Here is a 13965-nt window from a genome sequence, read left to right as displayed (position 1 = left end):
CTTATCACCGCTGGCGCGCCATCGCCCGGTCAGCTATCCGGTTTTTTTGCGTCCGACAGATAGATTTCCGCCATGGCATAGCTGCCGTTACCCGGCGAACCGGCGCTAAATTCGCCGATATCGTGAAAAACCAGCAGCCGGTCAAAAGCATTATTAAATTGGAGCACCATCTGCTTTTGTTTGGGATAGCTGATGCCCGCCAGATTAAACAGTGCCTCGGGCACGCTTACGCCGCCAAGAGAAATGCCCATGCCGGCGTTATTCTCATCATCGATACGGTATATTTCAATGTAACCGTCGGAGAAACCAACCGCGACCAGCGCATTCAACGCTGAGAACGCGACGCTGACCACCTTGCCCAGGCGAAAGTTCTCCAGGTTGAAAGGCCGTCCGCGCCGCAGTATCAAGCGGTTATCGGTAACGGTATCGATCAGCATTATCTCATGCTGGCGTAATTGGCTATCGTGCCCGCTATAACCAAGAAAACGCTGGTCGGGGGAGACGAAATCCGGCTGGTAACCTTCAGGCGCGCGCCAGCGGGGTTGCGGGTCATCCTGCAAGGACCAATAATGTTGCCGCGGTACAAACAGCTCGCCCCGATCGGTAACCCACCATGCCCGGCCATGGGCCACCGAACCGGTAACAACGACTTCCCTCGAATAAGCAATATCCGCCTCCCCGGTCCGCGCGCCCATGGCCGGCATGGCGTAAAACAGCGCGCGCTGCGTTATCGGTGCGCTGAAGTGAAGCACCACCACCGTGGCGCCGTCGGGAGAAACGATAATATCATCCACCGGCTGGCGGCTGTCATTGCGCAATAAGCGTCTTTTAACGCCGTCGGGTGTTTGCGCCCAGAGATGATCCGCTTCATCACACCAGAACACCGGCTGCTGTGTTTCCGCCAGGGCATGTTTGGTCACCGTCGTCCGCTGCGGGTCCTCAAACAGCGGCAGCCAACGACGGAATCCGTCCTCGCTGACGAGTTCCTGTATGGCTATCCGGTCGACAAACAGCCGTATGACAAATTTTTTTTCCTGGTGCGGCCCCGCCGGAACCGGTGTATGGCTGACAATAAACAGCATGGGCTCCGGCCCTTCGGCAATCAGGACTGGCGCAGGGAAACCCCATTCCTGTCCCGCCAACTGCGCCAACTGCCGGCTTGCCAGCAGGCTCTCTCCCTCGTTACGCCGGCCGCAGGCCGTCGCCACGTTTTCCAGCGTGGCCCAGAGTGCCAGGGGATGGAAGTCGGCAATCCACTCCATCGGCAGGCGGTCGTCTTTCCTGAACGCGCGCAACGCTACGCTTGAAGCATGCAAAAGCTCTGTTCGGCGATGAGGATCAAGACGAAGCAGCAGCGCCACCTGGCGCAGGCGACCGCCAAGATGCGATTGCCGCGCGGGAGAAAGGCCGTCAGTCATGTTGCCCGGCTGGCATAACGCCGCCAGGGTGGGGTATTTTTTTTTCGCATAGGCGCGAGCGGCAAGCTTTTCAAACCGGGAAAGGAATTCGTCGTCTCCCTGGCCCGGCAGGTGAAAAGACGACCGGAGGACGGACAGCTCAAAACTTCCGGTGAACAATTCATAGCGTAAGGTCCATACGCCCTCATGGCTATCCCCTTCCTCGCCCGGCAGACCATGGTAATACGCGCCGGCGGGCGTGATGGATAAAAACCGATCGCCGTTTTTCAGGAACATGCGTTTACCGTAGCGGAAAGCGCCGTTGAAAAGCGGCGGCTGCAGGATATCGCCGGGGAATGCCCGGGCGGACGGCGGGATAGCGTCCATTTTCCGGCGCAAATCCTCGCCGATCCGGTGGGAATTGAGCCGATCGAGCGGCGAGGCAAAAACAAAATCAGCCTCGTCGGGAAGATACGCCACGCGAAAAGCCGGCGCTGCTGCGTTTCGCGGATGACGCAACAGGAAGGTGGCGGCATTCTTTTCCGGCGCAAGGAGAAATTTTGCCTCGCCGATTGCCACATCCAGGTGTGCGTCATCGTAAATATTGGCGGCGAATCCGGAAATTTCCCCCTCATCATCCAGCCGGTAATCCGTCAATAATTGACGCCACGTGCGCAGGCTGCGCGATCCCGTATCCCGTTTACGGCGTCCTGGCAACTGCATCAGGCGCAGCCTAAAAGTCCTGTCGTCAGCGCCGCGATCAATCATCGAGATAAAATCTCCGGCCGCGGGGGGAGAGATATGCCATTCATCGGTATTATCCGCCGGCATCAGAATGCCGCTGTCATGGGCGAAGGCCCAGCGCCGGCCATTGATTTCAAATAGCACCCACCGATTGCCAACATATTCGACCTGATAAATAGGATGCACCACCACCAGGTTTATCGGTAAGGTGGTGTTAAGCAACCAGACAAAATGTCCCTCCTGCGCCTGGGAGATATTGGCGGCCTTTTCAATCTTGAAGTCCGGATGGCGATAGGTCTCCAGCCGGCATTGCGCATCGCCGGTATAGATGCAGTAATATTTTTTATAGATGCCGAACCGACTCTGCAAATCCAACTGGGAAAACATTAATTCGCCGTGGGGCATGCGCTCGCCGGTCTGCGCCGCCACCATGCTGCTGTTTTGTATCTGCAATACCAAATAGGAAATCCCTTTCACATTGATGGTAAGGGGTGTATCTGCCTGGTCCCCATAGGTCAATTGATAATTCTGGGTAGCATTGATAGAGACGTACTGAGGGATTTTCCCGGTGATTTTGGCCAGGCTAGACCGCCATGGTATCAGCCCAACCGCCGTTCTGCCGAGCACCGCAAGGTAGACCCCTTTGGTCAGGAGACTCAGCGATCGCAGCGCGGCAAAACCGGGGTCGAAGCTTTTCAACACCTCTTTGCCCATCACATCCATAAATCCCGCGAGTTGCGTTTGGGCGGCCGTGACGCCGCCGGCAATTTGTGTCGAGGCCGGCACCCTGTTGGCGAAAATTTCCCGCTCCGATGCGATGAACCTCGGTCCGCCCAGTGTTTCGGCGGCGCCGATAGCCGCCTCCCGGTACAGGCCCAGACCGGCTTTTACCCCGACAAATATCAGCGGCAACCCCACCAGCGCGCCGTCCACCAGACAATGTGTAAAGGCGGATTGTTGCTGGCCCGCGATAAGAGAATTTACACAGGTGTAAAAGGGAATAAACATGCCGGCCGCCTTATCCAAAATGCGGGGAAAAGGCGACTCGATGGCCTGATAGCCCTGTTCATAAATTTTTTGCCGATAGGATTGGTAGTGAATTTCGGCATAACGCTCCAGGAAAACCGCCAGTGTTTCATTTCGTTGTTTTAGGGGCGCGTTGTGATTCAGGACCGCGAGCGAAAATCGGAAGTGCGGCAGCAATCCCGGCGCCGGCCAACCCTCCATAAAGGGTTTCAGTGCCTCAAGATGGGCATTGTCATAAACAATCCTGCGCAACAGGTAGCCCTGTTCCGTGGTCCGCAACGCAAACAGCCGGCGCTCATGGGTCAGCCGGGCCTGGAAAAAAAACGTATCGGATTTACCCACATTTTGTACGGGCACGCTGGAATAAAACATGTCCGGCACGCGCCGGATGCGCTCCAGCTTCGCAATCACCCAGTCTATGCCGGCATGTTCCAGAAACTTTACGTCCACTGACTGGAGGAGGTGATCATGAAAATCGCTGGGCAGAAAGGCCGCAGCCAGAAGGGCGCCATCCAGGATTTTGATTTTATTGGAAAAATTTTCCACTTCCTGGCGATAAAAGGCATCGAGATCCGGTATGGTCGTACCGTTTTCAGCACATTGCTGGCCGGCAGGCCGGATCATCAGTTGCCGTACCGGATTCTGCTCATAATAGCGGAAATGCCTGGCAGCCGGAGCATGTTTCCTTGACAGTGGAAGCGAAGCCGATCCGCAATACTGCCTGAGCAATTCCTCCGCGGCGCCCTGACGGGTACGCCATGCCGGGCGTTGGTAATCCGCCTGGTAATCGCTGACGCTGTCGTACAGGCGCTGGGCGATAATATGCCTGTTTTCTAATTCTTCTTTGAGAAGCGCGAAAGCAGGGTCCAGCGTTTCATTAACGACTATCTGCCCGAGGTCCAGCTCCGGCCGAGCACGCAGGTAATACAGCAGCAGGCCCAGATGAAACGTAGGTTCCACGCCGGTTGCCAGTAATCCTTGCCGGAAAAGAGCGACCAGCCCCAAGCCCAATTCCATCATGGAAAAAGGAGAGGTGGCGTTAAGGTTGTCCATATCTTTCAGCGCGATAGACCTGGCGCCGAATTGTATTAACGTCCAGGTCAGGCTGCCGACCCAAAGGTTATCCAGATCGAGAAAAAAGGGATAATCATTTTTGTGCCACGCCTGCCCTTCCGTCAGGGTATAAAGGCTGTTGAGGTATAGAACAGGAATTTCCGCCGCTTCATAATTTTTTCGCCATAACCGTTCACCTGTCTCGAAGCCCTCGGCGTAGGGCCAGGTCCGCACTACCGCGGCAAACTCTTTTTGCGTCACCTGACGATTTACCGCAAATAATTTTGCCATGCGCAGGGGGATGCTTTCTTCCTGGTAGATAAGCCGGCACAGCATTTGCCCGACCAGGCCGCGTTGTTGCAACGAGCTGAGCGTTTCCCCCCGACGCTCGCCGTAGAGATTGCTGCCGGAAAGCGCCATGCGGGCAATATCCGGTATCAGGGAAGGCTGCCGGGCGACGACGTCGAGCAACTTTGCCGCCAGTTGCAGATCGCCGCAGGTTTCCGGGTCGAGACTCGCCGTTGCGTTTCTGTTGAGAAACAGTGCCAGGAGATAGAATCTATCGGTCCTGATCCGCCGCGAATCCGGTTTCGCCGCGCGTTTAACCTTGCCGCCTTGCGGCAGGCCTAAGAGACGCTGACCCCGGCGCGGCGTAGCGGACATTACGCAAAGCGTATTCCCGCCGCGCAAGGGGGTAGCCCACAACGCCTCCTTCCCCATAACGGGAGACGCCATCAGCAAAGCATAAGCGAGTCTGTGCCACAGGTTTTTGGGCGCTGTCGGCGTTAATGATTCCTCCGCCCCGCAGTGATGAGCGCGCTCCGTATTTAATTGCGCCGCCCGCTGGAAAAGATCGTCGCCGGTTATGGAAGTATTATCTTCCTTTAAATTATTAATCGATGAATAAGCAGAAATAAAAGCATTACTAATATTATTATGCAACAACCGTTCATGATGGCGTGAATGATTTGATGGTGGTATTGTATCGCTGACGCCGCTTACCATAATGGCTACCTTTCCCCATGTCACCTGTTGCTTTGAGTATCTGCCGATAATGATGCGTTAATAAAATAAATTTAAAATATATACTAAATTAAAAAATTAAGTTTTTTATCACTTATTCAATTTAATAATAATTATTTCTATATGCGAAAGATATAACACCGCCGCATTCAAGTTTGGCGAATAAAGAACATGCTTGAAAGATATTTATCGCTAAAGATATTTTTCTGTCCCGATGCGCCTGGCGCGCCCTATCGGTGCGGGTCGCCTCCTTGCGCCGCCCTGCTCCTATACTACATAGTCTAACCGGCGCCGGTAATGTCGCGCCTGGGTTCGTCGCCCGCCGGGCCTTCCGCCAGCGTCAGCACCGCCTCCAGATAAGCCCGGATCGCCGCCGCCACGTCCGCCATGGCGACCGCTTCATCGGGATGGTGGCTTATTCCCCGTTCGCAGCGCACGAACAGCATGCCCACCGGCCAGCGTTGCGCCACGGCAATGGCGTCATGACCGGCGCCGCTGGGCAATAACAGGCTTTTTTGCTGCACGGCCTGCACGCTGCCGGCCAGCACGGCTTGCAGGCGTCGATCGCAGGGCGTGGCGTCGATGCGGTAAAACTCCTCGCTGCCGAAGGCACAGGCGTGCTGCCCGGCGATAGCGGCGGCACAGTCCAGCAGGCCGGCAAGCAATGCCGCCAGCGCGCGGTCGTCGGGGCCGCGGACATCCAGCGTTAGCCGGACCTCGCCCGGGATCACGTTGACCGCGCCCGGCAGGCAGTGCAGCTCGCCCACCGTCGCCACCATCTCCGGGCCGTGGGCGGCGACGATATCGTTGATGCGCGCTATCCAGCGCGCGGCGGTATTCAGCGCGTCCGCGCGGTTTGCCATCGGCACGGTGCCCGCATGCCCGGCCGAGCCGGTAAAGCGGCAGTTCAGGCGCCTGGCGCCGTTAATGGCCGAGACCACGCCCAGCGCCAGTCCCGCATTTTCCAGGCAGGGCCCCTGCTCGATATGCAGCTCCAGGTAAGCGCTGAAGGCTGTTTTCTCCCGTTTGGCCCGGCCGATAAGTCCCGCATCCAGCCCGGCGGCGCGCAGCGCCTGGGCGACGCTTATCCCTTCGGCGTCGCGCCGCTCCAGCCAGTCCGGCGGCCAGGTGCCGGTAAGGCCCCGGCTGCCGAGCAGGGCGATGCCGAAGCGCGTGCCCTCCTCGTCGGCAAAAGCGATGACCTCAATCGCCATCGGCAACCGCAGCCGGTGCTGGTACAGGTAATGCACCACCTCCAGGGCGGTGAGCACGCCCAGCATACCGTCGTAGCGCCCCGCGTTGCGCACCGTATCCAGATGGGAACCGAGCAGGATGGCCGGCAGCGCCGGCTGCAACCCCTCGTAACGGCCGCACAGGTTGCCGACCTCGTCCTGCCAGACACGCATCCCTATCGCGCGCATCCATGCGCCGACCTGCAGATTGGCGCGCAGATGTTCCGCAGAAAGATAGACCCGCGTCAGCTCGCCCGGCGTCGCGCTGATTTCCGCCAGCGTATCGCAGCGCGCCATCACCCTGAGCGCGGCGCTGCCGGCCAAATCCGCCGTCATTCTCGGTTGCGTCATTACACCTCCGCCGCGGCTGCGTAATGATCCCAGGCCGCCTGCGTGCCGGCGCCCTGCCCGCTGGCAAAACCCAGCCGGTTCAGCACCGCTTCCAGCGCGGCCAGGGTCTGCATCACGCAATCCTTGCGCGCGTTATAGCCCATGGTGCCGATACGCCAGATCTTGCCGTGCAGCGGGCCGAACGAAGTGCCGATTTCAATGGCGAAATCGTTCAGCAGCAGTTGCCGTACCTGTTCGCCGTTGATGCCGTCGGGTATCACCACTCCCAGCACATTATTCATTTTATGGCGTATATCGCCGAAGACGCCCAGCCCCATGGCCTGGATACCGGCCAGCATCGCCGCGCCGTGCAGTTCATGGCGGGCGATGGCGTTATCCAGCCCTTCCTGCAGCAGGATGCGCGCGCACTCCCGGGCGGCGAATAGCATGCTGGTGGCCTCGGTATGATGATTAAGCCGCTCCGGCCCCCAGTAATCCATGATCATGCCGAGATCAAAATAGTTGGAATAGATCATTTCATCATCGCCGTCCCGATGATCGGCGGTGCGGATCCCCTGCTCCACGCATTTGCGGCGGCGGATCTGCTCTTCAAAGCGCGGGCTCAACGTGACCGGCGCGCTGCCGGACGGGCCGCCGAGGCATTTCTGCAGGCCGGCGGATACCGCGTCCAGGCCCCAGGCGTCGGTGTCCAGACGGTTGCCGCCGAACGAGGCGGTGGCGTCGGTATAAAACAGCGCGCCGTAACGGCGGCAGATATCGCCCAGCTCCGCCAGCGGCTGCAGCATGGTGGTGGAGGTATCGCCCTGCACCGTCAGTAAAACACGCGGACGGATCCGTTTCACGGCGTCCTCGATTTGGCCGGGGCTGAAGACGTCTCCCCAGGGAACCTCAAGGGTGTGTACCTCGGCGCGGCAGCGGCGGGCGATTTCGCATAACAGATGGCCGAAGCGGCCGAATACCGGCACCAGGACCTTATCACCGGGCCGGATCACGGAAAGCAGCACCGCCTCGATGCCGGCGCGCGATGTGCCGTCTACCAGCAGGGTCCAGCGGTTGGCGGTGTTGAACAGCCGGCGGTACAACGCCATCACCTCGTTCATATAGCCGGTCATCGCCGGATCATACTGGCCGATAAGCTGGGCCGACATCGCCCTGAGCACGCGCGGATCGGCATTAATCGGCCCCGGCCCCATCAGCAGCCGGGCCGGCGGATTCATCTGGTCATAGCTCGCAATATCCAACATGATTTATCCTTCCGAGAACGCTATTAATCTATTTAGTAATACGCCAAGTAAGTCGGCAACGGGGAACCGCCTCACCGGTCCTGAACCCCGCTGCCCGCCGCGCCCAATCCAGGCGGCGGCAGGGATGCAGATCCTGGCGCCGGACAGCCAGGCCTAGGCGTCGCCGAGGCCCCGTACCGAGGCAATAAACTGTTTCAGTTCCGCCGTCCGCGGCCGGGCGAACAGTTCTCGGCTTGCGCCCTGCTCCCACACCGTGCCCTGGTGCATAAACACCACCCGGTCGCCGACTTCGCGGGCAAAGCTCATTTCATGGGTGACCAGGATCAGGGTCATGCCTTCGCCGGCCAGTTTTTCCAGCACTTTCAACACTTCCCCCACCAGTTCCGGATCCAGCGCCGAGGTGATCTCATCGCACAGCAGCACCTTGGGATCCATCGCCAGCGCGCGGGCGATGGCCACCCGCTGCTGCTGGCCGCCGGAAAGGCTGGCGGGGTGGTAATCCAACCGGTCGCCCAGGCCGACCTTGTCCAGCATCGATACCGCCAGTTCGCGGCATTCGGCCGCATTTTTCCCCAGCACCCGGCGCGGCGCCAGCATCACGTTTTGCAGCGCGGTCATATGCGGGAACAGATTGAAATTCTGAAACACCATCCCCACCGAACGACTGATTTCCCGCGCCTGGGCATCACGGTGGGTCACCGTCATGCCGCCCAGCTTAATGCTGCCTTCCTGATACTCTTCCAGGCCGTTGATGCAGCGCAGCAGGGTGCTTTTGCCGGAACCGCTGCGCCCGATAATCGACACCACCTCGCCGGCGTCGATATCCAGATCGATCCCCTTCAGCACATGGTTCTGGCCGTAATATTTCTGCACCTGGTTAATGGTTATCAGCGGCATGATACTTTTTCTCCAGATAATGGCTGAGGCGGGAAAGGGGATAACACATCAGGAAATACCCCAGCGCCACCAGGCCGAAGACTTTAAACGGCTGGAAGGTGACGTTGGTGAGCATGGTCCCCGCCTTGGTCAGCTCGACAAAACCGATGATGGACGCCAGCGCGGTGCCTTTAACCACCTGTACCGAAAACCCCACCGTCGGCGCAATGGCGATGCGGATGGCCTGCGGCGCCATGACCCGCAGCAGGGTCTGGCCGAAGCTTAAGCCCAGGCAGCGGGACGCTTCCCACTGTCCTTTCGGCAGGGCATCGATACTGCCGCACCAGATATCCACCAGGAACGCGCTGGTGAACAACGTCAATGCCAGCGCCGCCGCCAGCCAGGGGCTGACATCAATGCCGAACAGCGCCAGGCCGAAAAAGGCCAGGAACAGCTGCATCAGCAGCGGCGTGCCCTGGAACAGGTTACTGTAGGCGCGAACACCCTGCTTTAGCCAGCGCCGGCGCGACAGGCGCATCAACATCAGCGGCAGGGTCAACAGGCCGCCGCCGGCAAAGGCCACCAGCGACAACAGCAGCGTCCAGCGCGCGGCCAGCAGCAGGTTGCGCAGGATATCCCAGTCGGTAAACGACGTCATGCCTCTTCTCCGCCGAAGATCAGGCGCCCGGCCCGTAGCAATACCTGGCGCATCAGCAGCGACAGCATCAGATACATCAGCGTCACCACCAGGTACACCTCAAAACTCAGGAACGTACGCGACTGGATAAGGCTGCCGGCAAACGTCAGTTCCTCATAAGACACCTGGGAAACCACCGACGATCCGAGCATCACGATCACGCACTGGCTCACCAGCGCGGGGTAGATGCGTTTTAATGCCGGCGGCAGCACCACCCGCAGGAAGACCTGGCCGCGCGACAGGCCGAGCACCCGGCCGGCCTCCCACTGCCCCTTCGGCGTGGCCTGGATGCCCGCGCGGATGATTTCCGTGCTGTAGGCGCCGAGATTCACCACCATCGCCAGCAGCGCCGCCTCGCCGGCGGTCATTTTCAGCCCCAGCGCCGGCAGGCCGAAGACGATAAAAAACAGCTGCACCACAAACGGCGTATTGCGGATAAGCTCCACATAGACGCCCCATAACCGGCCCGGCACGACATACCGGCCGCTGCGGATAGCCGCGCCGCACACGCCGAGGGTAATACCGCCCGCCGTGGCGGCGGTGGTCAGCATCAGGGTCACCCACAGCCCGGACAGCAGTTCGGGCGTATAGGGCCACAGGGCGGCGAAATTAAGCTGATAGGTCATGGGCGCGGCGTCCTCAGGCGCCCAAATCGGCCGGCAGCGGCGCTTTCATCCATTTTTCGGACAGACTGTTGAGGGTATTGTCTTTCAGCGCTTCGTCGATCAGGGCGTTAACCTTCTCCTTCAGCGCCGGCTCATCCTTGCGCAGGCCGACATAGCACGGCGAGTCCTTAAGCATAAATTTCGCCGCCGGCGCCTTGGCCGGGTTCTGGCGGGCAATGGCGCTCACCACCAGATTACCGGTCGCCACATACTGCACCTGGCCGGACATATAGGCCGACAGCGTGGTGTTGTTATCTTCATAACGCTTGATCTGGGCATCCTTCGGCGCCAGATCGGTCAGCACCATATCCTCCACCGCGCCGCGGGTCACCCCCACCGTTTTGCCGGCCAGTTCCGCCGGCGCTTTCAGCCCGTCGTCCTTCGGCCCGAAGACGCCGAGGAAAAACGGCGCGTAAGCGCGGCTGAAATCAATGGTTTTTTCGCGCTCGGCGTTTTTACCCAAACTGGAAATCACCAGATCGACCTTGTCCGTTTGCAAATAAGGCACCCGGTTGGCGCTGGTCACCGGCACCAGCTGCAATTTCAGCTTCATCTTGTCGGCCAGGTAACGCGCCATGTCGATATCGTAGCCCTGGGGCTGCAGATCGGTGCCGACCGACCCAAAAGGGGGGAAGTCCTGTGGAATGGCGACCCGCAGCACGCCGCGCTGCTGGATTTGCTGTAACTGATCGGCCAGGGCCGCCCCCGCCTGGGTAAACAACAGGACCGCGCCCGCCAGGGCTATAAGCTGTTTTCTGATTTGCATACCGGGTTCCCAAGATGAAGTAATGAAACAAATGATTCTCAGGCTAATTATCTGCAACTAATGTGCCAAATGAAACCATTGATTCACGCCGGGGAACACCGGGGGGAAACATCAGGCCAGCCCCGCCATAAGCGGGGTTATGCTAACGGGAATGGCAAAGCCTTGGCCCTGCGGCGGGAAAATAACGCACCCATAAAGTGCAAGCGCACCGCTATGTCGCGCTGTTTTTTTATGAACCCCGGGGTTCAAGCTCATCCAGTTCGCCATACCCATCGGCGATACTGTGGATGCGCGCCCGTCCCTGGGCCAGGGTATGATGCAGCAATGCGTTGCTGATAAGGTTCGCCAGGCTCATGGCAGACGAGTAGGAATCAAACGCCGATACGCTGTCAAGCGTTGCGGCGATATGCCAGCGCGCCAGCGGAATCAGCGCCTGCGCCTGGGGCTCGCTTATCAGCAGCACCGGCACGGCGTTATTTTTAAGCTGCAATAATAACGGCCGGATTTGCGGCGTGCGCCGGCGAAACGCCACCACCACCACCATATCCTCGGCGGTCAGATCCACTATTTCTTCGGCCAGCGTCTGCCCCGGCTGCGGCAGCAGGCTCACCCGCCCGCGCACCTGCAGCAGTTGCTGGCGCAGGTGCATCGCCACCGGATAGCTGTTGCGCAAGCCCACCAGGCACAGACGCCGGGCATTATCCATCGCCGTTATCACCGAGGAAAACTGCGCGCCGTCCAGCCGGTTGACCCAGTAGGTCAGGTTAGCCATTTCCTGTTTGTAATGCCGTGACAACAGCGTGTTGCCCTGGACCGCGTCGCGGCTATCGGTTAACGGCATCCCGCTTTGGCGCAACACCCGCAGTTCGTCGCGCATCTGGCGATAGTTATCATAACCCAGGCGTTTGAACAGCCGGCTGACGGTCGCCTTGGAGACGCCGCTTAAACGCGACAGCTCCGCGCTGTTATAACTGATCAGATCGTCGAAATGATCGAGGATAAACGCGGCGACCCGCTGTTCCTGCGGCGAAAGCTGCGCATAAGCGGCGCGCAGGCGCTCATCGAATTGCTTCATATCTCCTTCCCGGCTGCAACCTTTGTTTCATATTACCCTAGCATATCCTGCCGCGGCGCAGGCAAATGAATCCGGCGGCGCGGGTTGGAACGCCTCTTGCTTAACTGTTGCCAGCCTCCGCCCGTTAACAAGAGATATTGACCACGATGAACAACAGTTCCATGGCGCCGATGGGCATGGCGGTAACGCCGCATCATCTTGCCAGCGAAAGCGCGCTGGCCGTCCTGCGCGCGGGCGGCAACGCCATTGAAGCGATGGTGGCCGCTGCCGCGTCCATCGCGGTGGTCTACCCGCATATGAACGGCCTGGGCGGCGATGGTTTCTGGCTTATCGTGCCGCCGCGCGGCGAGCCGGTCGCCATCGATGCCGGCGGCCCGGCGGGTTCGCTGGCGACCTTCGATTTTTACCGGGATGAGGCGCTTATCCCCCATCGCGGCGCGATGTCGGCGCTGACGGTGGCGGGCACGGTGGCCGGCTGGGCTGAGGCGCTGTCGCTCTCGGCGGAAATGGGCTACCCGCGGCTGCCGCTATCAAGCCTGCTCGCGGATGCCATCCGTTATGCCGCCGACGGCATGCCGGTTTCCCTGTCGCAGGAACAGGCTTCCCGCGCCAAATTCTCCGAACTGGCGGGCCGGGCGGATTTTGCCCGGGTGTTTTTTCCCCATCGGGAGATTCCGCTGGCCGGCAGCCGCTTTACCCAGCCACGGCTCGCCGAAACCCTTACCGCCCTGGCGGAGCAGGGACTGGACAGTTTTTACCGCGGCCCGGTAGCCGCCGGCATGGCCCAGGAAATGAAGGCGATCGGCATGCCGGTCACCGCCGCGGATTTGGCCGCTTACCGCGCCAGACGGCGCGCCCCGCTGCGCCTGGCGCACGGCAAAGGCGAGCTGTTTAACCTGGCGCCACCCACCCAGGGCCTGGTGTCGCTGGCCATCCTCGGCATTACCGATCGCCTGTCCATGGCCGCGCAGTCTGAAACCCAGACCATCCATCGCATCGTCGAGGCCACCAAGCTGGCGTTCGCGCTGCGCGATGAAGTTATCACCGACCCGGCGCACCTGGCCTGCGATCCTGACGCCCTGCTGGCGCCCGCTTTCCTGGACGGCCTGGCGCGCCGGGTGGACGCCGAACGCGCCGCGCCCTGGGGCAGTATGCTGGCGCCGGGGGATACGGTATGGATGGGCACGGTGGACAGCAGCGGGCTGGCGGTGTCCTTTATCCAGAGCATTTACCACGAATTCGGCAGCGGCGTGGTGCTGCCGAAAAGCGGTATATTGTGGCAAAACCGCGGCGCCGCCTTTAGCCTGGAGCCCGGGCATTTGCGGGCGCTGGCGCCGGGCAAATATCCGTTCCATACGCTTAATCCGGCCGCCGCAAAGCTGCATGACGGCCGGGTCATGGTCTACGGCGCCATGGGCGGGGACGGCCAGCCGCAGACCCAGGCGGCGATATTTACCCGCCATATCATGCAGGGCATGCCGTTGCAGCAAGCCGTCAACGCGCCCCGCTGGCTGCTGGGGCGGACCTGGGGGCAGGCCACCGATACCCTGAAACTCGAAGGGCGTTTTAGCGGCGCCACCTTTGATGCCCTGCGCGCGCTCGGCCACGAGGTGGAGTCCCTGCCGGATTTCAGCGAAGCGGTCGGACACGCCGGCGCGATAGTGCGCCATACCAACGGGATGCTGGAGGGCGCGTTTGACCCGCGCAGCAACGGCAGCGCCGCCGGATTTTAGTGTTAACAAAACCTGGAGAACCTGATGGATAAGCCCTTGATTCCGACCGATGCGGTACCCATGGTTTCAGTACCGGGCGATTC

General features: G+C 60.2%; 9 protein-coding genes. 1 reads left to right on the top strand and 8 read right to left on the bottom strand.

Features of this window, described 5'->3' with window-relative positions; genetic code table 11:
* Positions 1 to 29: 29 nt before the first annotated feature.
* The 8 genes from ACL2XQ_RS01130 to ACL2XQ_RS01095 form a co-directional block, all read right to left on the bottom strand.
* Positions 30 to 4955 (bottom strand): hypothetical protein, encoded by a 4926-nt coding sequence (locus tag ACL2XQ_RS01130; RefSeq protein ID WP_413739960.1) that lies wholly within the window; start codon positions 4953 to 4955, stop codon positions 30 to 32.
* Between the two features lie 569 nt (positions 4956 to 5524).
* Positions 5525 to 6826 carry an allantoate amidohydrolase gene (gene hpxK / locus ACL2XQ_RS01125; protein WP_413739959.1) on the bottom strand — a complete coding sequence of 434 codons (1302 nt, stop codon included), beginning with the start codon at positions 6824 to 6826 and terminating at the stop codon, positions 5525 to 5527.
* Positions 6826 to 8070, bottom strand: a complete 1245-nt coding sequence (locus ACL2XQ_RS01120) for a pyridoxal-phosphate-dependent aminotransferase family protein (protein WP_413727317.1) — start codon at positions 8068 to 8070, stop codon at positions 6826 to 6828. The genes hpxK and ACL2XQ_RS01120 overlap by 1 nt, the downstream gene beginning before the upstream one ends.
* A 153-nt stretch (positions 8071 to 8223) precedes the next feature.
* On the bottom strand, positions 8224 to 8967 hold the full coding sequence (locus tag ACL2XQ_RS01115; RefSeq protein ID WP_410012495.1) for an amino acid ABC transporter ATP-binding protein: 744 nt from the start codon (positions 8965 to 8967) through the stop codon (positions 8224 to 8226).
* Positions 8948 to 9604, bottom strand: coding sequence for an amino acid ABC transporter permease (locus ACL2XQ_RS01110; protein ID WP_410012496.1), 657 nt, complete (start codon positions 9602 to 9604; stop codon positions 8948 to 8950). The genes ACL2XQ_RS01115 and ACL2XQ_RS01110 overlap by 20 nt, the downstream gene beginning before the upstream one ends.
* Positions 9601 to 10269: an amino acid ABC transporter permease gene (locus ACL2XQ_RS01105; RefSeq protein WP_410012497.1), complete on the bottom strand. Its 669-nt coding sequence runs from the start codon at positions 10267 to 10269 to the stop codon at positions 9601 to 9603. Before ACL2XQ_RS01105 ends, ACL2XQ_RS01110 begins: the two co-directional genes overlap by 4 nt.
* A 13-nt stretch (positions 10270 to 10282) precedes the next feature.
* Positions 10283 to 11074, bottom strand: coding sequence for a transporter substrate-binding domain-containing protein (locus tag ACL2XQ_RS01100; RefSeq protein ID WP_410012498.1), 792 nt, complete (start codon positions 11072 to 11074; stop codon positions 10283 to 10285).
* A 229-nt stretch (positions 11075 to 11303) separates the two neighbouring features.
* Positions 11304 to 12149, bottom strand: a complete 846-nt coding sequence (locus tag ACL2XQ_RS01095; RefSeq protein ID WP_413739958.1) for a MurR/RpiR family transcriptional regulator — start codon at positions 12147 to 12149, stop codon at positions 11304 to 11306.
* A 146-nt stretch (positions 12150 to 12295) separates the two neighbouring features.
* On the opposite strand from ACL2XQ_RS01095, the gene ACL2XQ_RS01090 reads away from it, so the two are divergent.
* A complete protein-coding gene (locus ACL2XQ_RS01090) occupies positions 12296 to 13882 on the top strand; it encodes a gamma-glutamyltransferase family protein (RefSeq protein WP_413739957.1) in 1587 nt (528 codons plus the stop codon).
* Positions 13883 to 13965 lie beyond the last annotated feature (83 nt).

Source organism: Sodalis sp. RH14 (genome assembly GCF_047324285.1).
GTDB lineage: Bacteria > Pseudomonadota > Gammaproteobacteria > Enterobacterales > Enterobacteriaceae > Acerihabitans.
The sequence above is the reverse complement of the archived record's forward strand: the minus strand, read 5'-3'. Positions and strand labels throughout refer to the sequence as shown.